This is a genomic window from Trinickia sp. (assembly GCF_035492435.1).
Taxonomy (GTDB): domain Bacteria; phylum Pseudomonadota; class Gammaproteobacteria; order Burkholderiales; family Burkholderiaceae; genus Trinickia.
The window spans coordinates 1-19,903 of the sequence record NZ_DATJJF010000023.1 but is presented as its reverse complement, the minus strand read 5'-3'; the positions used below and the strand labels follow the sequence as shown (position 1 = coordinate 19,903).

Sequence of the window (19,903 nt, the reverse complement as noted above, 5' to 3'; positions counted from 1 at the left end):
ATTAGCGCCCCGTCCCTGCAGACGCCGGTTGGAGTGTCGCCGTCAGATCGACCTGGCCGTCCGCCTTCAGCGCACTCGCATGGACTTCGGACACCTGCACCTTGAACTGCTTGTGCGCGCCGTCGAGCCACCTCGTCCAGGCGGGGAACGAAGCGTTTTTCAGTTGCACGCGTACGGTGTCGCCCGCGACTTGCACCTGCGGATCGCCAAACCCGCTTTGCGTGAGCGAGGCAGTCAGCGCGTCCCTTAGCGCACTCCCGGTCGGTGCAGCGCCCTGCGCGTTAGGCGCGAGCGAGCGCGCTTCGTCGGCCTGAGCCGTCATCTGCGCAACCTGTTGCCGCATAGCCGGCAACGTCTCGCGTAGTTGGGCGCGGCCTGCTTGCGCCGGTGCCCATAGCACCGAGTAGGCGATTGCCAAGCCCAAAAGCGTACCGCCCCATGTCAGCAGCGTTTTTTCACGCGCGGTGCGCACGCTCCAAAAGCCGGACCAAACGTCGGCGATTGCGTGAGTCGTCTTCATTGCCCCGTCCGATTTTTGATCATCCATTTGCCCGTGTTGCTGTCGATCTCGCCGCTGAGTCCGTTTTGCCCGAGCCGCTTCGCGAAGTCGGGGTCGGCCGTCACTTGCGGCTTGAAGGTGAGCTCGAGTCGGTGTTCGCGATAGTCCAGCGACGCAATGCCGTTCACGGGCAGCGGCCCGAGCGATGGCGCGAGCCGCGCCGCGAGCGACAGGAAATCATCGGGCGAAAGCCGGCCCGACGCGAGCCGCAGACGTTCGAGCTGCGTTTTCATCTGCGTCGGCGGATCGAGCACGACCGTCGTCTTCGGAAATGCATTCAGCAGCAGCTCCGTCATCTGTGCGTTGAGCGCATCGCGCTCGCGCGAAAGCATCAACCATTGCACGTTGGCCCCGATCACCGCGACGGCGAGAGAGGCGATCGTGAGCGCGAGCGGCACACGCAAGCGCCGCATCGTCGTCCGATCGAGTCGCCAAGGACGCGATTCAAACTCGAATTGGCAAAGGTCTAAGCGACTGGTCAGTGCCGCCCGTGCAAACGCTTCGAACGGCAGCGGCTCGGCACCCGCCGACACCCCGACGCGCGTCAACGTGGAAGTGGCACCTGGCACAGCGATTGGCTCATCGCCCGGCACATCGGTCAGCTCAAAGACGGTCAGCGGCAGCTCGCCTGCGAGGGCAACCAGCGTTGCCCCGAACGACGATGCCGGTACCGCCAAGCCTTCGCCCAACGCACCACGCGCAATCGCGACTTCAATGCGCGGATCGGCCGACGCAAGCGGCGCAACAGACGGCACTGGTCCGTTCGGAACCGGCTCGATACCCGCGGCGGCGTCACCAAGAATGGCCTGGGCCATCTCGCGAACGGTGCCGAGCACCGCGGCCACGAGTGGGGCGGGCGAAGCCGACGCGGGCTCTCCTTTGCCCTCCGGCGACGATTGACGGGCCGCCGTGCGGTCGCGGCCCACATCGGCTCCGGCGCCAGGCGCAACGCGCTCGCCGGCTCGCGTCGTCTCTTTACCCTTTGCGGGCGTCTCCGCAGTGCCCTCCGCCAGCGGCGGCTGCGACGGGACAGGCAGACAACGCGTGGCGGGCACCGCGCGCAGGTTGCGATGGCCTGCCGTGTTGAACGACTCGACGATAAAGCGGAACCACCCGCGATCGATGACTGCCAGCACCCGCGAGCCATCGGCAAGAGGTTGCGGATCGAGCGCAATATGGCAGCTCTGCGGGTCCTGGATGATCTGGTCCTCGACGACGTTGGGCAACGCCTGCCTGAGTCGCTGAGCCTTGAGCGGCGGCAGCGTCGCGGCGAGCATGAGAACGTCGCGTGCGGAAACGATCAAGAGCGTGGTCGACGCGCGCGGCAAGAAAGCAAGCGAGGCGCGGCCTGCACGCTCCTTGCGGCCCGTGCGGTCGAGTAGCAGGAATGGCATATCCGGCAGTTGCCATTCCTGTGAAGGCACCGCCGGATCGCGCGGCGGCAAAAAGATGATCAACGTGCTCAAAGGCCGTTCTCCCTTCGGCTGGACTGATGGGTCATGGCTGATCGACGACGCGCACGATGCGTGTCGCGTGAGTCAGCGGATCGCGGTAGACGAGCGTTGTACGTTCGACTTCGGCTCTTTGATGCTGCACGTGGCCATGTATCAAAAAATAGCTCGTCGTTACGTCCATGGGAATCTGGTTGGTGCTGGTGTTCGAGGCAAGCGGCGAGCCGGTTGCCCCCAGGGCAAGCTGGATGTCTGCGGTATTGCGAAAAAAGACCGTCTCGCGCCGTTGGACGAACGCTTGCGCGCTAGAAATCGATAAGCCCGGCACGATCGCCGCTACCACTTCGGCCGGGGCCGTGTTCATGTTGACAGTCGTTTGTGTCGGCAAGACGGTCACGAAGGGACGCAGACGCGTCACCATTTCGGGTGTGAAGCCGGGAACGCCGAGCAGTGAATCGACACTCGTCATTTGAAGCGCGGGCGCATTCGACTGACCGCTGCCGTCTTCGAGCCCGGGGTTGTCGGTCATGTTGCCGCCCCCGCCCAATTGTTGCGGTTGAACGATGCCCATCGAGGGCACCTGAAAACGCGTCGCCGATCGCAGCAGGCCCGCGCGCACGCGAATCGCGACGGTCTGGGCAAGCTGCGCGTTCATTCCGAGCGACTGTAGCAACTGCTGGAAGGCGGCGACCTGCATCATGTTCACCTGCAGCAAGCCGGGAGCCGGTACGGTGACAAGATTGCGCAAATTGAACTTGCCCTGTTCGTCTTCGATCAAGCCCGACACATAGGTCTCGGCACCTTCCCCTGCCTGCGCCTCACCGATCTTGCCGAGAAAGTCCGACAGCCGCGTTCGCGCGATCGGCACGGCCCAGACACCGCCCAGGTACGTGATGGTCGGTGACGTATCGGCCTCGGCACGCAAAATGAGGCGCGTCCAATCGGTTGCGCCGCGCGCCACCCAATTCGCCTCGGCCAAGAGACGCTGGTTTTCGATGCGACGTATTTGCACCTGCTGGCGCCACAGAATGCCGGCGACGAGAATGGCTGCTAGCGAGACCACCAAAAGCGCGCTGATGATGGCTGCGCCGCGCTGGCGCCCAAGCGGGCGAGAGCGGCACATTGCTGATCGGCAAGCCGCCTTCGTGCGAGGGGAGATGAAGTGAGGCAGCTGCATCGTCATTGCCCGACTAAAAAAGCGCGCGTGATCGGCGCATGCAGCGAGGGAGCGCCAATGCTCACTTCGAGCCCTTTGACGGCGCGATCGATTGGTGCGGTGGCAAACTGCGGCGTCTTCAGGTTGTTGGCGTTGCGTGCGATCTCGGCGGCCACTTCGTCCATCTGCGTCGTCCAGCCGGTGCGCGGCACAAAAAGCCGCGCGTTGATCGCGCCGACGCCGCCGATGAGCGGCACCGCACTCCAGTCGCCTGAACCGCTCGAACTCGATAGCGCGCGATTAAGCTCGTCGGGCGTCGCGATCGGCGGCGACGCATAGCGCGTCACGAGACCATCCGAGACCTGATAGCGCACGACCTGCAGCCGCGGCGGCTCACCGCTCATGCCGAAGCGGCGAACGATCTGCAACATGGAGCCGGAAATGGACACGGCCGATTGACCCACCTCGTCATCCGTCACGGCTTCGCGCGCATCGATGCGCACCTGGTCAAAAAACTGGGCAAACACGCGCTCGTCTTCCATGGCGTGGGAGATCGTCTGTCGAGCCCGTACAACCTGCTCCAGACCCCGCCATGAGAGCACCGCGATCACGGCCATGATCGTGATGGCCACCATCAACTCGATCAGCGTGAAGCCGCGTGCGCGCCGCGTGCGCGCCGCGCCGTCAAAGCGCACGGGTCGTTTCATTCGGCACCACCGTGACGAGTTGAGCGAGAACGCCGTCTTCTCCAGGCACTGTGACCATCACTTCGATGCGCCTGAACATGGGATTCGGCGTGGCGCTGACGCGTCGTGTGCAACTGAGCGCCTGATTGCCCTGAGAGCAATCGAAGGTGCGCGAGCCGATTTCAGGCCACTCACGCGACAGATAGAGGCGCGTGAGCACGTTGTCAGCGCTCCATCCGGCCAGCAGACGGCGATGCAGCCCCGCTTCGTTGGATGCCAGCATGGCGCTCGCACGCAGCGCGGCAGTCAGCGCGACAGCGATGATCGCGAGCGCAACGAGGACTTCGATCATCGTAAAGCCGCGAGCAGACGCGCGGCGGCGGAATGTGCGATCCATCTCAACGCACCTCGAAGCGGCCGTTGCCGGTGCCGACGATAGTCACGCGCCCGACGGCCGAGTAAAGCGTAATAGTCACCGCGGCCCCGATGCTTTCGACCCCGAAGACGAGCCGATCCGGATGCAGATTGGAGCCGGGATAGTCAATCGAGATATCGGTCACCCCACCTTCCCAGTGTCTTTCACGCAGCAGGTCATCGCGCTGCAAGGGGCGCCAGCCGTCCTCCGTCCGAACGTCAAACCGGTAGCCACCGGCCACCGGTGCCCATGCGATGGGCCGAGCGCGCACCTGCGCCTCGTCGGATGCCGATTCGAACAAGAGGGCGAGACGCTGCGCCTGTTCATTGAGATCCGTGCGTGGATTGCGCGTGAGCGAGACGGCGGCGAGCGAGACGAGCAACCCTGCGATCACGAGCACGACGAGCATTTCGAGCAGCGTAAAGCCCCCATCGCGTCGACGGCATTTGCCGTAACGCTCGCTGCTACCGCCGCTGCGATTGAGCCCGGCGATGCCGCCAAAGTGAGTCATGATCGAAAGTCGTCCGAAGTACGAGCCGGGAGCCGCTCTCGAGTACGTGAGCGGCTCACCGTGCAGCCGAGGTTATTGCCACGAACCGATGTCGGCATCATTGCCGTCGCCACCGGGCTTGCCGTCCGACCCATAGCTGAAAACATCGATTTCGCCGTGAACACCGGGGTTCAGGTACTGATAGGGATGTCCCCAAGGATCGCTCGGCAGCTTTTCGAGATAGCCGCCTTCCTTCCAGTTGTTCGGCACCGGATCAGTCGAGGGCTTCTGAACGAGCGCCTGCAGGCCTTGATCCTGGCTCGGATAGCGGCCGTTGTCGAGCCGATAAAGATTGAGTGCTTGCATGACGGACCCAATGTCCTGCTTGGCTGCAACACGACGCGCCTCGTCGGGCCGGCTCATGATTCTCGGCACGATCAGTGCGGCAAGAATGCCGAGGATCGCGATAACCACCATGACCTCGATCAACGTGAAGCCACGCTGGCGCCGCGTGCGCGGGGCGGGTTGTTCCGTACGGCGAAGGGTCCACATCTGCATCATTCGTACCTCGTTGTAAAAAGGGTGCCGGAGCCCGCCAAAAACTGGCGTGGCGTTTCATACGGCGGCTGATTGTAAAGGTCGTTTCATCGGACTTCGAAGTTGTGCGCAAATTGCGGAAGAGTCCGTACAATGAGGCACATGAATACCCTACAAGTCCGCCTTCTATCGTTGGCCGTGTTCGCGATTTTTTGCGCGACACTGACCTACTGGATCGTTACATTGGGGGCTCGTTCGCCCGCACCGCCGCCAAGTGCGGCCGCTGTCGCACCTAGCGTCTCCCTCGACGACGCTGCGACACTCTTCGGCGGCAAGCTTACGCCCGAAGTGAACCGCAGCATCAAGCTCTTCGGCATCCTCGCGCTGAGCGAAGGCGCCGCAGCGATTCTCAGCGTGGGCGACGAACCGCCGCGCGCGGTTTCGCTGGGCGGCAGGGTCGGCAGCGGCAAGCTTGCTGAAGTGCGTGCGCGCTCCATCATCCTCGACCAGAATGGCGCGCACTCTGAGATCTTCCTTCCCGCAAACACCGGCGGCGGTCCCACCATTTACGTGCGCTGACACAGCCGCTACTGCACCATGTTGTTGAGATCGATGATGGGCAGCATCACGGCCAGCACGATCACCAATACGACGCCGCCCATTGCGAGGATCAGGAGCGGCTCCAGCAGACTGGTCAAGAACATCGTGCGGCGCTCCAGCTCGCGCGCCTCGCCGTCGGCCGCGCGATCGAGCATGGTCGTCACATCGCCCGTCGCTTCGCCGGAGCGGATCAAGTGCACGAGCACAGGCGGAAACGTCTTCGTAGTGTTGAGCGCACGCGATAGGGAAGTGCCCTCGCGCACGCGCACGATCGCATCATCGACGTTGCCGCGCATCGCCGTGTTGTTCAAGGTTTCCCCCGCCGCCTGAAGCGCACGCAAAATCGGCACGCCTGCGGCCGTCAGAATGGCCAACGTGCTAGCGAAGCGCACGGTGTTGTAGCCGCGCACGATCTTGCCCGCAAGCGGCGCCGTCAGCAGCCAGCGATCAAACGCTAACCGAGGCCCGGTTTGTGCGAGCACTGAGCGCACGACATAGACGACGACCGCCACACCGATGAGTGCCGCCCACCACCACTGCCGCACGAACCCCGAGAGCGCCAGCATCACAACCGTCAGAGTCGGCAACTGTTGCTTCGAGCTTGCGAACACATTGGCGACTTGCGGCACGACGTAGCTCAGCAAAAACGTCACGATCCCAAATGCAATCAGCGTAACGATGCCCGGGTAGGTGAACGCGAGCACGATCTTTTGCGAGAGGGCGTTGCGCTGCTCGATGTAGTCGGCCAGTCGCGAAAGCACGAGGCCGAGCTTGCCGGTGTGCTCCCCCGCCGCAACAAGGGCTCGATAAATTTCGGGGAAATCGCGCGGGTGCTGCGCCAACGCGTTCGCGAGTGAATGGCCCCCGAGCACTTCGGCGCGGATAGCCGCCGTGAGCTCGCGGATGTAGTCGCGTTCGGCTTGATCCGTCAGCACGGCGAGCGCTTCATCGAGCGGCAGCCCTGCGATGAGCAGACTGGCCAGCTGGCGAGTGAGAATGGCCTGCTCGCGCGACGAAAGCTTACGCCCAAGTGCAAGGCGTCGGCTACGCTCGCCGCGCGCGGCATTGCCGGCCGGCTCGACGACGAGTGGGGTCAAGCCCTGCGTGCGCAATTGCGCGCGCGCCGAGCGTGCACTGTCCGCGTCGAGCACGCCCTTTTGCGCGTGGCCCGCCGTGTCGATGGCCTCAAAACGAAATGCGGGCATCCTGACTAAGCTCCCCCTGTCACGCGGATCAACTCCTCGAGCGAAGTCATGCCCGAAGCGAGCCACCGCTCGCCGTCCTCACGCAACGTGCGCATGCCTTTCGTGCGGCCTGTCGCGAGAATCTCGGCATCCGACGCATTGTGATGGATCATCGAGCGGATCGCGTCGTCCATTACCAGCAGTTCGTAGATGCCACGCCGGCCTGCATACCCCGAGCGCCCGCACTTGTCGCAACCCACGGGATGCCAATGCGCGCGGCCATCTTCCACACGCTCTTCCTTGCAAGCGGGGCACAGTCGCCGCACGAGCCGCTGCGCGAGCACGCCGAGCAAAGAGGAGGCGAGCAGATACGGCTCCACGCCCATATCGGTGAGCCGCGTGACCGCCGAGGCTGCATCGTTCGTATGCAGCGTTGCGAGTACAAGGTGACCGGTGAGCGACGCCTGAACGGCAATTTGCGCCGTCTCGAGATCGCGAATCTCACCGATCATGATGATGTCCGGGTCCTGGCGCAGGATAGAGCGCAGCGCCCGCGCGAACGTCATGCCGATGCGCTCGTTGACCTGCGTCTGACCGATGCCGGACAGGTCGTACTCGATCGGATCCTCGACCGTCATGATGTTGCTCGTCGTTGTCTCCAGGCGCGACAGTGAGGCATAAAGCGTTGTCGTCTTGCCTGAGCCCGTGGGCCCTGTCACCAGCAAGATTCCGTGGGGCCGCGAGATCAGCGTGTCGAACTGCCTAAGCGTGTCGGGCCCCATGCCGAGCGCTTCGAGGTTCAAATGCTGCGCGTCCTTCTCCAGAAGACGCAGCACCGCGCGCTCACCGTGGCCGGTGGGCAGCGTCGAGACGCGCACGTCGAGCGCACGCCCGCCCACGCGCAACGTAATGCGGCCGTCTTGCGGCAGGCGTTTCTCGGCGATGTCGAGTTGCGCCATGATCTTGATACGCGAGATGAGTGCCCCGTGCAGCGCCTTTTTGGGGCGCACGACGTCGCGCAGCGTACCGTCGACGCGCAACCGCACGACGGAGGCGTTCTCGAACGGTTCGATGTGGATGTCCGATGCATGCTCGCGCGCTGCCTGCGTGAGCAGCGCGTTGATCATCCGGATGATCGGCGCGTCGTCTTCAGACTCGAGCAGATCCTCGACCTCGGGGATGTCCTGCATAAGGCGAGAGAGATCGACCTCGCCCTCCACCTCGCCAACCACTTGCGCCGCGCTGCCGTCGTTACGCGCATAGGCTTGATTGATCGCCTGCGCGAGCTCATCGGCCGGCAGCCGCACAGCCGTCAAGGCGCCGAAGTTGCGCGCAATCTCCGCGAGGGCCACGTCGCTCGTGCGCTCGCTGATCCATACCTCGACGCCTTCCGGACGCTGGTGCGCGACGAGGATTTGGCCATTGCGCGCGAAGCCGTACGGCACGAGCCGTGCGGCGACCGGCGAGGGGGCCTCCCGCTCGGCGAGCGGCTGCGGCGCAAGCGAAGTACTCATGGCTTGACTCCCGAGAACCCGTCTTGCGAGGTCGGATTCGATGTACCGGGCGAGGGTGTGACAGGCTGAGCAGGCACGGGTGCCGCAGGCTGGCCGGAGTTCGGCACACCCGGGCCGGTGGGCGCGGGGGGGACAGGCGGCGCGGGCGGCTGGCGGGTCACATCGTTGAGATCGAACAGGTGTTGGGCCGGATCCCCACCTTGAGGTGGCATAGGCGGTACCACGGGCACGTCTTTGTCCCGGATGACTCTGTTGTCGGTCTGATAGCCGAGCTGCTGGTCGCGCATGTAGTTGTAGCGACTCGTGGAGATCGCTTCGCTGTCCTCCCCATCCCGGACAATGACGGGCCGCAGGAACACCATCAGGTTATCCTTCGTGCGTGTCTTGTTTTCCGAGCGGAAGAGCTGCCCGATCCACGGAATGTCACCCAGCAGCGGGACCTTCGAGATGCCGCCCGAATAATTGTCGTTCATCAGCCCGCCCAGGACGATGACCGAACCGTTATCAGCCAGTACTGTGGAATCGATCGAACGCTTGTTGATCGTGGGGCCATTCACATTCGTCAGTGTCGTCCCATCCACGGCAGACACTTCTGTATAGAGCTGCAGCCTCAGCAAGCCGCCGTCCGTGATCTGCGGTTTGATATGCAGAACCGTGCCGACGTCGAGGCGATCGAAGGTGCTGTACGTCGTAATGCCCGAACTCGTGCCGCTTGGGGATGCGTACGATCCCTGAGGCACCGGTATGTTCTGGCCAACGATGATTCTCGCCTCTTCGTTGTCAAGCGTCATCAAATTAGGCGACGAAAGTACGTTCGCATCGCTCGAAGTCGCGAGCGCCTGCAGCAATCCGCCCAATCCGAATATATTCCCGAACTGGTGTAGGTAGCCGATGTTGAGGCCATTCGGCAGCAAGTTGGTGCCGCTGGCCGCGGCGGTAGCCAGGGCCGCCGCCGGGTTGGCCGCGATCACGGCACCCGTGGCCGTCAAGCCCACGATGTTGCCGCTGCCGGAACCGAAGCTCGAGCTGCCATACAAGCCGTTGTTGCCGCCATTGGACAGCAGCGCGCCTTGCCACTGAATCCCGAGATTCGCGGCTGACGTCGCCTGTAATTCCACGATGAGCGCCTCGATGTAGACCTGCGCACGGCGCTCGTCTAATTGATCGATGACGGCTCGCAGGTTGCGATAAACGGGATCGGACGCCGTGATGATGAGCGAGTTGGTGGCTGCATCGGCCTGGATCATGCCGCCGGCCGGATTTTCGTCGCCGCCGCCTCCGCCGCCGCCTTGCTGCTGGGAAAAATTCCGGCCGCCGCCGAGGCCGCCACCCATGCCGCCCCCTGTGCCACCGCTGCTGGAGCCACCCAATGAGCCGCCACCGTACGAGCTGCCGCCATACGAAGACGGAAGCGGCGGCGTGCCGGAGGCGCCCGTCGATGTCGAACCGCCACCGCCCGACATGCTGCCCTGATTGAATGCGTTCGCGCTTGTCGATTCGGTGCTCGCGCCGCCGCCACCACTGTCTTTGCCCATCATGCCGCGCAGCGTTTTCGCGAGCGCTACGGCGTTCGCATTACGCAGACGAACGACGTGCATGTTGCCGGGCTGGGAGCTGGGCGCATCGAGCTGCTGTGCGATCTTTTTCGCCATCGCGAGACGCGCCGGGTTGGACGCGCGGATCATCAGCGCGTTGCTGCGCGGATCCGCCGTTACGGCAACTTTCAGCGTGGCGTCGGTACTGCCGACGGCGCCCGGATCGAGCAGTTTCGTGAGCTGCTGCGCGATATCGAGCGAATTGGCGTTTTTCAGCGGCAGGACTTCGATCTGCTGGCCCGCCGCGGTATCGACACCCGCGATGATCGACGCGATGCGGCGCACGTTGTCCGCGTAGTCGGTCACAACGAGCGTGTTGTTCGCGGGATAGGCGGCGATGGTGTTGTTCGGGGAGATCAGCGGACGCAGGACCGGCAACAGGTTGTTCGCCGATTCGTTGCGAAGCTGGAAGACCTGCGTGATGACCTGGTCGCCGCGCGCGGGCGTGGCATTGCCGACGTAAGTCGGCACGCCCTGGAGCTTCGCGTCGGCCTCGGGGACGACTTTCAGCACGCCGTGATCTTGCACGAGAGCGAACCCTTGCATGCGCAGCGCCGATTCGAGCGTCTTGATCGCCTGTTCCTCGGGGACGGGGTTCTCGGCGACAAGGTTCAACTGTCCTTTCACGCGAGGGTCGACGATGATCGTCTTGCCCGTCGCGGCGCCGATCGCCTTTGCGACTTGGTCAATGTCCGCATTGACGAAATTGAGCGACACATCTGCATAGGCGAGGGGGGTGGTCACCAAGCCAGCGATCAAGAACGAAGCTGCGATGCCACGCAAAACTCTAGGATTTCTCGTCATGGAATGAAAGCTCGATACAAAGCAACAAAGCGGCTCATTGCGACAACCTGCGCAGCGAGCCAAGGCGCAGGCCTCTACGCGCCGGTAGCCGCCGCTCGAAAGCCGAAACCTTAGCAGCTTTTTATGTCGTAAAAATCACAACCATTCGAAGCGCTCTTCGTTTTCCAAGAGACTTCATTTCGGAAGACGAGCTTGAGAAGGCGACAAACGCTTTCCCCGTAACGATTCGCCCGCAGCTGGCTAGGTTATGTCGGGTTGGCCAGGTTTCCGGACGAGGCTTCGATCGGTATGATACGGGCGGATGTTTTCTCCGCTGACCCTGACGGCTGAACCGGGCGTTTTCGGATGTCGCCGTCGACGTTTTCATTTGAATAACGGAAAAGGAAGCAGCGTGCAATACATACGGATGGTTAGGTCAAGTAAAAAATGCGAGGCTATTTCTTACCGATAGCGGGCCGAAGCACCGGCCCCGCAATGGAACTGGAACACCGAAGCGCGCGTTTTTCGCGCACAATTATGATGGTCGCTGCAGCGCTTGGCGCGGCATTTGCATGGGGTAGCGCACGTGCGGATTGTTTCGACGAAGCTGCGCGCTATCAGAAAGTGAATCCGCTTATCTTGCGCGCCATCGCCTGGCAGGAATCGCATAATACGCCCGACGCGCTCCACAAGAACGCCAACGGCTCGACCGACTACGGTCTCATGCAAATCAACTCGATCCATCTGCCGACGCTCGCGCAATACGGCATCTCCTCCGACACGCTGATGGAGCCGTGCAAGAACGTTTACATCGCTGCTTGGCATTTGCGCCAAAAAATGAACAAGTACGGCAATACCTGGCAAGCGGTGGGGGCTTATCATTCTGAAACCCCGAGTCTGCGCGACCGCTATGCACGCCAGATCATTGACATACTTAGCCGCTGGAAACTGTTGCAGGCGCAAAAGTAGAAGGGTCGCAATCCGCAGCATACTGCGATTAAGGGCACTCGAGCAGTAATAAATAACAACTGCAATGAAGGATGCCGCCTGAGACTGAGTCCTTCTTACGGCGCATTTCCATGGCGACCGAGTTGCAATCTCACTGAAAGTGCCGCATGAAGGCCCTCTACGCCCCGCATCGCCCCGATTAGTGCACAATGCTCGCTGCCCGGGCTCGCATTGAGCGACGCCCAACTTTCTCGTGCATTCGATTTCACTGTCATGAATCAGCCTCCGTTGCCGGTTACCGTGCTGTCGGGTTTTCTCGGCGCAGGCAAGACCACGCTTCTCAAGCACATCCTCGCCAATCGCGCTGGCTTGCGGGTGGCCGTCATCGTCAACGATCTCGCCGCGGTCAACATCGACGCCTCGCTCGTACGCGATGCGTCGTCCCTGTCGCGCGTCGAGGAACGGCTCGTCGAAATGACGAACGGATGCATTTGCTGCACGCTGCGCGAAGATTTGCTGACTGAGATTCGGCAGCTGTCACGCGAGGGGCGCTTCGACGCGATCGTCATCGAGTCGACGGGCATCGCCGAGCCGATGCCCATTGCCGAGACGTTCACGATGATCGATGAAGACGGTGTTTCGCTGAGCGAGGCGGCACGCCTCGACACGATGGTCACCGTTGTCGACGCTTTCAACTTCCTGCATGACTACGAATCCGCCGACGCACTCGCCGAGCGCGGTCTCGCGGCGACGGAAGACGACGATCGCACGCTCGTGGAGCTCTTGATCGAGCAAGTTGAATTCTGCGACGTGCTCGTGGTGAACAAAGCCGATCTCGTCGATGCCGATGCGCTCGCGCGCTTGCAGGGCATTCTGGCGCGCCTCAATCCGCGCGCCGTCCAGATCGTGAGCCGTTTCGGCACCATCCCCGTCGAGGAAGTGCTCAATACGAAGCGCTTCGATTTCGACGAAGCATCGAGTGCTCCGGGCTGGCTTGCGTCACTGAACGAAGACCACGAGCACGGCGACACCCATGTGGGCGAAGCCGACAAGTACGGCATCGGCAGCTTTGTCTACCGCGCGCGGCGGCCATTTCACCCTGAGCGGCTGTGGGCACTGCTGCACGAAACCTGGGCGGGCGTCTTGCGCAGCAAAGGCTTTTTCTGGCTGGCGACGCGCAACGACGTCATCGGCTCGCTCTCGCAGGCGGGCGGTGCGTGTCGTCACGGCCCTGCCGGATTTTGGTGGGCAGCGCAGCCGCCCGAAGAATGGCCCGCCGACGATGAACTCGCCGCGGAAATCGCCGTGGAATGGCATGGAGATCCAACCGATTCGACAGTCGGCGATCGGCGCCAGGAACTCGTCATGATAGGTGTCGATCTCGACCCGCACTATTGGCGCGCCAAGCTCGATTCTTGTCTCGTCACAGACGACGAATATGCGCAGGGTCCCTCAGGGTGGGCCACTTTCTCCGACCCTTTCCCCGCATGGGATCTCGGCGCTGAATATGACGACGAGGACGGAGTAGGCCAGATCGTGCATTGACGGCTGCCGCCGCCGCGTGTTCGGGGCGGTGACAGCGGCGCACGCATCACGCAATCTGTCTCGCGAAAGGCGAGCGAGGGCAATCGCCGATGATCAAGCGAATGCCCTCGACAAAAAACCCGCTTTTAGGCGGGTGTCGACAAGATGTCGGGCAATTGCTTGCTCAACGCTTGTTGACGGCATCCTTGAAAGCCTTGCCAGCGGTGAACTTGACGGTCTTCGCGGCCGGAATCTTGATCGTTTCGCCGGTCTTCGGGTTGCGGCCCGTGCGGGCTGCGCGCTTACCGGAGCCGAAGCTGCCGAAACCGATCAGCTGCACCGAATCCCCCTTCGACACTGACTTTTTGATCACTTCCAGCAGCGTGTCCAGCGTTTCGCCGGTCTGAGCCTTGCTGGCGCCCGTCTGGCCTGCGACGGCGTCGATCAGTTCCTGTTTGTTCATTAACGTTCCTCTTTTCAGATTGAAGTGATACGGACAGCGCGAATCGCGCCGATTAACGTACGCAAGCTGTGCCGTCGAGTAGCGTGGCGAAGCATGCGCCACCGGCTGCCGCGCCGGGTCCGGGCGCAACGTTCCTGCGGCGCTTGCTATGATAGCTCAGCGCAAACCCAATAACGGCAAGGCTTCCAAAGAATTTAGCGCTTGCAAGCCTTGCCAGTGCTGGGTTCAGCGCATTGTTATCCTCGCAAGCCCCTTCTGCCAAGGGTTTGGCGGGCTTGCGTGACGCCGACGTTGGATTTTGCCAACGGATTCTATCCGTCCTTTATGACCGCTCCGTTGACCCCCGCCACGCTTGCCTTTCGCGAAGACGGCACGCCGTTCTCGCCGGCATACGACGATGTCTACCACAGCGCCTCAGGCGCCCTCGCTCAGGCCCGGCAAGTGTTTGTCTGCGGCAATGCGCTGCCCGCACGGTGGCAGGGCAGGCGTCTTTTCACGGTGCTCGAAACCGGCTTCGGTATCGGCGTCAACTTTCTTGCCACCTGGGCGGCGTGGCGGGCGGATCCCGCACGATGTGAACGGCTCGCGTTCGTATCGATCGAAAAGCACCCGTTCTCGAGGGAGGACTTGCGAGCGCTCCATGCGCGCATCGTTGCAGACGAAACCCATTCGCCGCTGGCGGCGCAGCTTGCCGACGCGTGGCCACTCTTGCTGCCCGGCTTAAACCGGCTCGAATTCGAAAGTGGGCGCGTTACGCTGACGATCGCGTTCGGTGATGCGCTCGATCTGCTGCCTAAGCTCTGGCTACGAGCCGATGCTTTTTATCTCGACGGCTTTTCGCCCTCGAAGAATCCCGACCTATGGTCACCGATGATCTTCAAGGCGCTCGCACGCGTTGCCGGGGATGAGGCCACGCTTGCCACTTACAGTTCGGCCGGCCATGTAAGGCGCGACCTTGAAACCGTCGGCTTCACGTGTCAGAAAGCACCGGGATTCGCCGGCAAGCGTGAAATGCTCGTCGGCACGTTTGCACCGCGTTGGCGCGTGCGCCGGCACGAGCCGCCGCAAGCGCTGGCGCCGGCCGATCGGCATGCCGTCGTGATCGGTGCCGGCCTCGCGGGCTGCGCAGTGATCGAGCGCCTTGCCGCGCGAGGCTGGCGCGTCACGGCCGTGGAACGGCATGCGCGGCCCGCCTGCGAAACGTCCGGTAATCCGGCCGGTGTCTTTCATCCTTTGCTCTCGCGCGATGACAGCGTCGCCTCTCGGATCACGCGCGCCGGCTTCGCGTATGCGTTGCGTCGCTGGCAAGCGCTTGAGTTGGCCGGCCACCGGTTCGAGCGCAGCCGGGACGGTCTCTTGCATCTGCCCGCGGACATGAGTGACGCGCAAACCATGAGAGACGCCCTTGAGACGCATGGCTTTCCTTCCGCATTTGCGCAAACGCTGTCCACATCAGAAGCGCAAGGCGTGGCCGGCATCGCGCTTAGTCAGGGCGGCTGTTTTTACCCGCAAGGCGGTTCGCTCAATCCCGCGGCGCTTTGCGCAGCGCTATGCGCCGCCGCGGGCGACGCCCTCACGTGGCGCGGGGGCGTGCAGGCAGCGCGTATCGAGCGTGACGGCGACACGTGGGCCGTCTTCGACGACTGCGGCGAGCTGCTCGCTCGCGCGAGCGTCGTGGTGCTGGCCAATGCTCAGGATGCCGTGCGCCTTGCCGGTTCGAACCACATGCCGACGCATCTCGTGCGCGGCCAGCTGACGCAGTTGCCGCGACGCTTCAGTGCGGCCTTGCGCGTCCCGGTGATTGGCGAGGGATACGCCGTGCCGCTCGCCGAGGGTCTGCTCACAGGCGCCACCTACGAAGTCGACGACGATCGGTCGATGCGCGCATCGAGCCATGCCGAAAATTTGTCTCGTCTCTCGCGCCTGTTGCCCGCCTTATCGAGCGAACTTACCTCCCTCGCTGCGGCATCGCTCGACGGCCGCGTCGCATTTCGCTGCGTGGCCAGCGATCGCTTGCCGATGGTCGGAGCGCTCGCGGATGAAGTCACAAGCGTACGCGAAGCCACAGCGTTGCGCGGCGCAAGGCCACTCGACCTGCCGCGCGCCGAAGGCCTTTATGGTGCATTCGCATTCGGCTCGCGCGGGCTTGTCTGGTCAGCGCTGGCTGCCGAACTCATCGCCGCTCAAATCGAAGGAGAGCCCTGGCCCCTCGAGCGCGAGCTCGCCGACAGCCTCGATCCCGCACGTTATCTGTTGCGTGCGCTGCGCCATGGTCTCTCAAACAACCGCAACGGGGAGTTATCCACGGGCGACTGTGGATAACTGGGTGAACTGCATGCTGACATTGCTGTGCAATCTGTGTGGACGTAAACGGGACAAACCGAGCTTGCTGTCCTAAGCCCCAAAAGTTGTGCTGCGTATACATGGGAGGTCGCACACGCTGCACAGACGGTTATACGTGTTACAACTAACTGAATTGGAAGGACAAATGCCACTTATCCACAGAAATGTGGGCCTCTTGTTAACTTCTACTACGTATACATACGTAAACAAGTAAACATCAACCATGAGGCGCGCACCCGGGAGTCGCCGCTGCGCACGGCCTGCTGAAACGCGAACGAGCCAATCCGCCGTTGAAAAGACGCCAAGACGACTCCGATCCGGAAAAAAATTCCAATTAAATGCAGATGTAAGGGCATTTGTACCGAAATCGACGCAGATCGGTCAGGATTCACTCCAAAACGCTCAGCGTATGGCACAATCTGCGTTCCACCTGCATGCATTGCACGTCGGCGCGCCGGAAATTCTGCGAGTCGACGGTACGGCGAGAGACCGTTCGGAATCACAAATCAGGGCGGCTACGGCCGTTCCATTCACTCCGCTGGCCCGCAAGTGCGCCGCTCACCGCGGCTTGCTGTGTCGGCACATCGGTTGTCCTGCCAGCCAGCTCGATCCCTGAATAGGGCACCTCGAGCCCAGGCGCTGGCTCCGGCAGCCGTCATCGAGTCCGCAGTCGATTGTTTTACGACAAGCGGACGCCCCCGTTTACCCGACACGCCGCTTCGCAATCGTTTGCAGCGGCCTGTCCGTAAAGGAGAAGCAATTCATGTCATCGGCGTTTTCCTTCCTTCCGAGTTGGCCCATCGCGCCGAACGGAGTCTTTTGGGCGGGACTCGCCTTGTTCGTCGCGGGGCTGTGCGGTGAGCTTTGTTACCGGGCATGGCGCGTGCCTCGCGTTTCGGGCTATGCCGTAATCGGGCTGTTCGCGGGTTCCGCAGGCATAGGCGCCATCGATGCCGAAATGCACGCCACATCCCGACTGTTGCTCGACGTCGCCTTGGGGCTGCTACTGTTTGAACTGGGCAGCCGGCTCGATCTGCGATGGATCCGCCGTAATCCGTGGCTGATCGCGTCAAGCCTCGCCGAGGCAACGCTCACGTTTGCGCTCGTGCTCATGGTGCTGCTGTTTGCCAAGGTGTCAGCGCCGGTTGCAACGATGCTGGCGGTTATTTCGATGTCGACGTCGCCCGCTATGGTCATTCAGCTGAAGACGGAGCTGCGTGCCGAAGGCCAAGTGACGCAGCGTCTTTTGACGCTGACGGCACTCAACAGCATGTATGCCGTCGTCCTCGAGAAGCTCGTCTCCGGGTGGCTGCACCAGGAGATGTACGGCAACGTCTTCGCTACGATCGTCCAGCCGCTCTACCTGCTCATCGGTTCGCTCATCATTGCCTATCTGCTCGCACGCGCCTGTGTGTTCTTCTACCGGCGCGTCAACATGCAGGATGAGCATTCGTTCGTCGCACTCTTTGGGCTCGTGCTGCTGGCAATCGCCATTGCAAACGTATTCAAAGTCTCGACGATCCTGAGCCTGCTTGCGGCCGGCATCATCTTCAAGAATCTCGAGGAAAAGCCGCAGCTGTGGCCGGAACACTTTGGTACAGCGGGCTGGCTTCTCACGGTAATTCTTTTCGTCCTCACGCTGACGACATTTCAATGGCGGGACGTCGCCATCGGCGGCGTTGCGGCGCTCGGTCTTATCGCCGCGCGCTTGGTGGCAAAGCTGGCCGGCGTGCTCGTCTTTGCGAAACCGAGCGGCCTCGGCTGGAAACAGGGCGTGGCGCTTGGTCTCAGTCTTTCGCCGATGTCCGCGCTCGCTTATCTGCTCGTGGACGACACCTACCGCCTTTATCCCCAGTTCGATCCGACGCTGCGCGCCGTGATGCTGTGCTCCATCGTCCTACTGCAGACCGTGGGCCCGTGGATCGTCTACCGTAGCCTCGCGCTGGTCGGCGAGCGCCGGGAGTGACAGTGTCGCGCCTTGCTGCCTTTAGCACCGGTACCGGATATGCATGACAGGAAATCAAATGGCACTTGAACCGTTCGTCAACTCCCAGCCGTTCACCTTCGGCGTCGAACTCGAAATCCAGGTCGTCAACACGCACGATTACGATCTGACAAAAGCGGCGTCAGATCTGATGCGGCTCGTGAAAGACCAAAAAATCCCGGGAAATATTACGCCCGAGATCACCGAAAGCATGATCGAGCTGTCGACGGGGATCTGCACATCGCATGAAGAGGCGCTCGCGCAACTGCGCACGATCCGCGACACGCTGGTGACGGCGGCCGGCCAACTCAACGTTGGGCTGTGCGGAGGTGGCACGCACGCGTTTCAGCACTGGACGGAACGGCAGATTTTCGACACCCCGCGATTCCAGTATCTTTCCGAGCTCTACGGTTATCTGGCGAAACAGTTCACCGTCTTTGGCCAGCATGTCCATATCGGCTGCCCGGATCCCGACAGCGCGCTCTTTCTGCTGCATTCCATGTCGCGCTTCATTCCGCACTTCATCGCGCTCTCCGCCTCGTCCCCCTATGTGCAGGGCGTCGATACGGGGTTCCATTCGGCGCGCTTGAATTCGGTTTTCGCGTTCCCGCTCTCGGGCAGGGCGCCTTTTGTGCTGACGTGGGACGGGTTCGAAGAATACTTTTCGAAGATGGTGGCGACAGGCGTCGTCAACAGCATGAAGGACTTTTATTGGGATATCCGGCCGAAGCCCGGTTACGGAACCATTGAGGTGCGCGTGATGGATACGCCGCTGTCGATCGAACGTGCGGCAGCCATCGCCTGTTACATCCAGGCGCTGGCGCGGCACCTGCTCGTCGACAAACCCTTCATTCCGAAAGAAGACGATTACCTTGTCTACACGTTCAACCGTTTCGAAGCCTGCCGATTCGGTCTGGGCGGCGCTTGCATCAACCCGCAGACCGGCGTGCGCCGGACCATCTCCGAGGACATCCTCGAAACGCTGCATATCCTTGCGCCTCACGCTCGAGCGCTTCACTCGGAGGCCGCTCTCGAGCAGATCGCTTCGATTGCACGCGAGCAGATGAACGATGCCACATGGCTGCGCGGCGTGTTCGCCAAAGAAAAGTCGCTGCATGAAGCGGTTCGGCAGCAGTGCTTGCAGTGGCGGCGCTTCTAGCCTTTCGATGTTTGGAATTGAACGAGACGTAATAACAGTTGGCGAATTCGGGACGACACTGAAACGAACCCGGCCTTTCAATATGATAATGAAACGATAACTAAGTGGACCGATGATGCGCCGCGTTGCGTATGACGAAAAATCGGCACTCGTTTTTAAGTATGACTACGTTATTGAAGACGACTCTGCAGTCGGTCCATGTCGTGATACGAAACATTTCATCAATTTTTGCGAATAATCCGGCTGTACGCGCGGCTGGTCTCGCTTAAAATGGCGCACTTGTCGCCGCGAGTGGGTTTCAATGTGAAGGCCGCAATGGCTCGCGAGCTGCGGGTTGGCGCGTGCTTAATGTCGCGCAAGGAAGTGATGTCTGGAATCGAGTGTGCGCTTCGGAATAGTAAAATCGGCACGCTCGAGAGAGGGCGAGTTGTCCCACGGAGGTTTCAGCGTGTCGCAAGGCCCGGCACACTGGCAACCGGATAAGCAGCGGCATGCTGTCATTGGCAAAAAAA

At 62.1% G+C, this 19,903-nt stretch carries 17 protein-coding genes; 6 read left to right on the top strand and 11 right to left on the bottom strand.

The features are described from left to right. Position 1: 1 nt before the first annotated feature. The 7 genes from VL598_RS02000 to gspG all read right to left on the bottom strand — a co-directional run bounded on the left by VL598_RS02000 (position 2) and on the right by gspG (position 5,315). Positions 2 to 520 carry a type II secretion system protein M gene (locus VL598_RS02000; protein WP_325325025.1) on the bottom strand — a complete coding sequence of 173 codons (519 nt, stop codon included), beginning with the start codon at positions 518 to 520 and terminating at the stop codon, positions 2 to 4. Further along, positions 517 to 2,025, bottom strand: coding sequence for a type II secretion system protein GspL (gene gspL, locus VL598_RS01995; protein ID WP_325325024.1), 1,509 nt, complete (start codon positions 2,023 to 2,025; stop codon positions 517 to 519). Before gspL ends, VL598_RS02000 begins: the two co-directional genes overlap by 4 nt. 31 nt (positions 2,026 to 2,056) lie before the next feature. After that, positions 2,057 to 3,133: a type II secretion system minor pseudopilin GspK gene (gene gspK, locus VL598_RS01990; protein WP_325325023.1), complete on the bottom strand. Its 1,077-nt coding sequence runs from the start codon at positions 3,131 to 3,133 to the stop codon at positions 2,057 to 2,059. A 56-nt stretch (positions 3,134 to 3,189) separates the two neighbouring features. Then, entirely contained in the window at positions 3,190 to 3,873 is a 684-nt protein-coding gene (locus tag VL598_RS01985; protein WP_325325022.1) for a PulJ/GspJ family protein, read from the bottom strand. Next, entirely contained in the window at positions 3,851 to 4,249 is a 399-nt protein-coding gene (gene gspI, locus VL598_RS01980; RefSeq protein ID WP_325325021.1) for a type II secretion system minor pseudopilin GspI, read from the bottom strand. Before gspI ends, VL598_RS01985 begins: the two co-directional genes overlap by 23 nt. Position 4,250: 1 nt before the next feature. Continuing rightward, on the bottom strand, positions 4,251 to 4,778 hold the full coding sequence (locus tag VL598_RS01975; protein WP_325325020.1) for a GspH/FimT family pseudopilin: 528 nt from the start codon (positions 4,776 to 4,778) through the stop codon (positions 4,251 to 4,253). A 72-nt stretch (positions 4,779 to 4,850) separates the two neighbouring features. Next, on the bottom strand, positions 4,851 to 5,315 hold the full coding sequence (gene gspG, locus VL598_RS01970; protein WP_325325046.1) for a type II secretion system major pseudopilin GspG: 465 nt from the start codon (positions 5,313 to 5,315) through the stop codon (positions 4,851 to 4,853). Positions 5,316 to 5,456: 141 nt separating this feature from the next. Here gspG and VL598_RS01965 point away from each other — a divergent pair, with 141 nt between their 5' ends. After that, on the top strand, positions 5,457 to 5,873 hold the full coding sequence (locus VL598_RS01965; RefSeq protein WP_325325019.1) for a hypothetical protein: 417 nt from the start codon (positions 5,457 to 5,459) through the stop codon (positions 5,871 to 5,873). 8 nt (positions 5,874 to 5,881) lie between these two features. On the opposite strand, the gene gspF is transcribed toward VL598_RS01965, so the two are convergent. Genes gspF through gspD form a run of 3 tightly spaced genes read right to left on the bottom strand, consistent with a single transcriptional unit; the run spans position 5,882 to position 10,991 of the window. Further along, positions 5,882 to 7,099, bottom strand: a complete 1,218-nt coding sequence (gspF, locus tag VL598_RS01960) for a type II secretion system inner membrane protein GspF (protein ID WP_325325018.1) — start codon at positions 7,097 to 7,099, stop codon at positions 5,882 to 5,884. A 5-nt stretch (positions 7,100 to 7,104) separates the two neighbouring features. After that, positions 7,105 to 8,592 carry a type II secretion system ATPase GspE gene (gene gspE / locus VL598_RS01955; protein WP_325325017.1) on the bottom strand — a complete coding sequence of 496 codons (1,488 nt, stop codon included), beginning with the start codon at positions 8,590 to 8,592 and terminating at the stop codon, positions 7,105 to 7,107. Next, complete coding sequence (gspD, locus tag VL598_RS01950) at positions 8,589 to 10,991, bottom strand: type II secretion system secretin GspD (RefSeq protein ID WP_325325016.1); 2,403 nt, start codon at positions 10,989 to 10,991, stop codon at positions 8,589 to 8,591. The genes gspE and gspD overlap by 4 nt, the downstream gene beginning before the upstream one ends. Positions 10,992 to 11,507: 516 nt before the next feature. Here gspD and VL598_RS01945 point away from each other — a divergent pair. Continuing rightward, positions 11,508 to 11,939 carry a lytic transglycosylase domain-containing protein gene (locus VL598_RS01945; protein ID WP_325325015.1) on the top strand — a complete coding sequence of 144 codons (432 nt, stop codon included), beginning with the start codon at positions 11,508 to 11,510 and terminating at the stop codon, positions 11,937 to 11,939. Between the two features lie 252 nt (positions 11,940 to 12,191). Beyond that, the gene (locus VL598_RS01940) at positions 12,192 to 13,463 is read left to right on the top strand and encodes a GTP-binding protein (protein ID WP_325325014.1); all 1,272 of its coding nucleotides are present in this window, start codon (positions 12,192 to 12,194) and stop codon (positions 13,461 to 13,463) included. 163 nt (positions 13,464 to 13,626) lie between these two features. Here the strand turns inward: VL598_RS01940 and VL598_RS01935 are convergent, their stop codons facing one another. Beyond that, positions 13,627 to 13,905: an HU family DNA-binding protein gene (locus VL598_RS01935; RefSeq protein WP_118184022.1), complete on the bottom strand. Its 279-nt coding sequence runs from the start codon at positions 13,903 to 13,905 to the stop codon at positions 13,627 to 13,629. A gap of 324 nt (positions 13,906 to 14,229) precedes the next feature. Here VL598_RS01935 and mnmC point away from each other — a divergent pair, with 324 nt between their 5' ends. From mnmC to VL598_RS01920, 3 genes are all read left to right on the top strand, one after another. Further along, positions 14,230 to 16,227 carry a bifunctional tRNA (5-methylaminomethyl-2-thiouridine)(34)-methyltransferase MnmD/FAD-dependent 5-carboxymethylaminomethyl-2-thiouridine(34) oxidoreductase MnmC gene (gene mnmC / locus VL598_RS01930; RefSeq protein WP_325325013.1) on the top strand — a complete coding sequence of 666 codons (1,998 nt, stop codon included), beginning with the start codon at positions 14,230 to 14,232 and terminating at the stop codon, positions 16,225 to 16,227. A 784-nt stretch (positions 16,228 to 17,011) separates the two neighbouring features. Further along, on the top strand, positions 17,012 to 18,214 hold the full coding sequence (locus tag VL598_RS01925) for a cation:proton antiporter (RefSeq protein ID WP_325325012.1): 1,203 nt from the start codon (positions 17,012 to 17,014) through the stop codon (positions 18,212 to 18,214). A 58-nt stretch (positions 18,215 to 18,272) separates the two neighbouring features. Next, positions 18,273 to 19,391 carry a YbdK family carboxylate-amine ligase gene (locus VL598_RS01920; protein ID WP_325325011.1) on the top strand — a complete coding sequence of 373 codons (1,119 nt, stop codon included), beginning with the start codon at positions 18,273 to 18,275 and terminating at the stop codon, positions 19,389 to 19,391. The last annotated feature ends 512 nt before the right edge of the window (positions 19,392 to 19,903 follow it).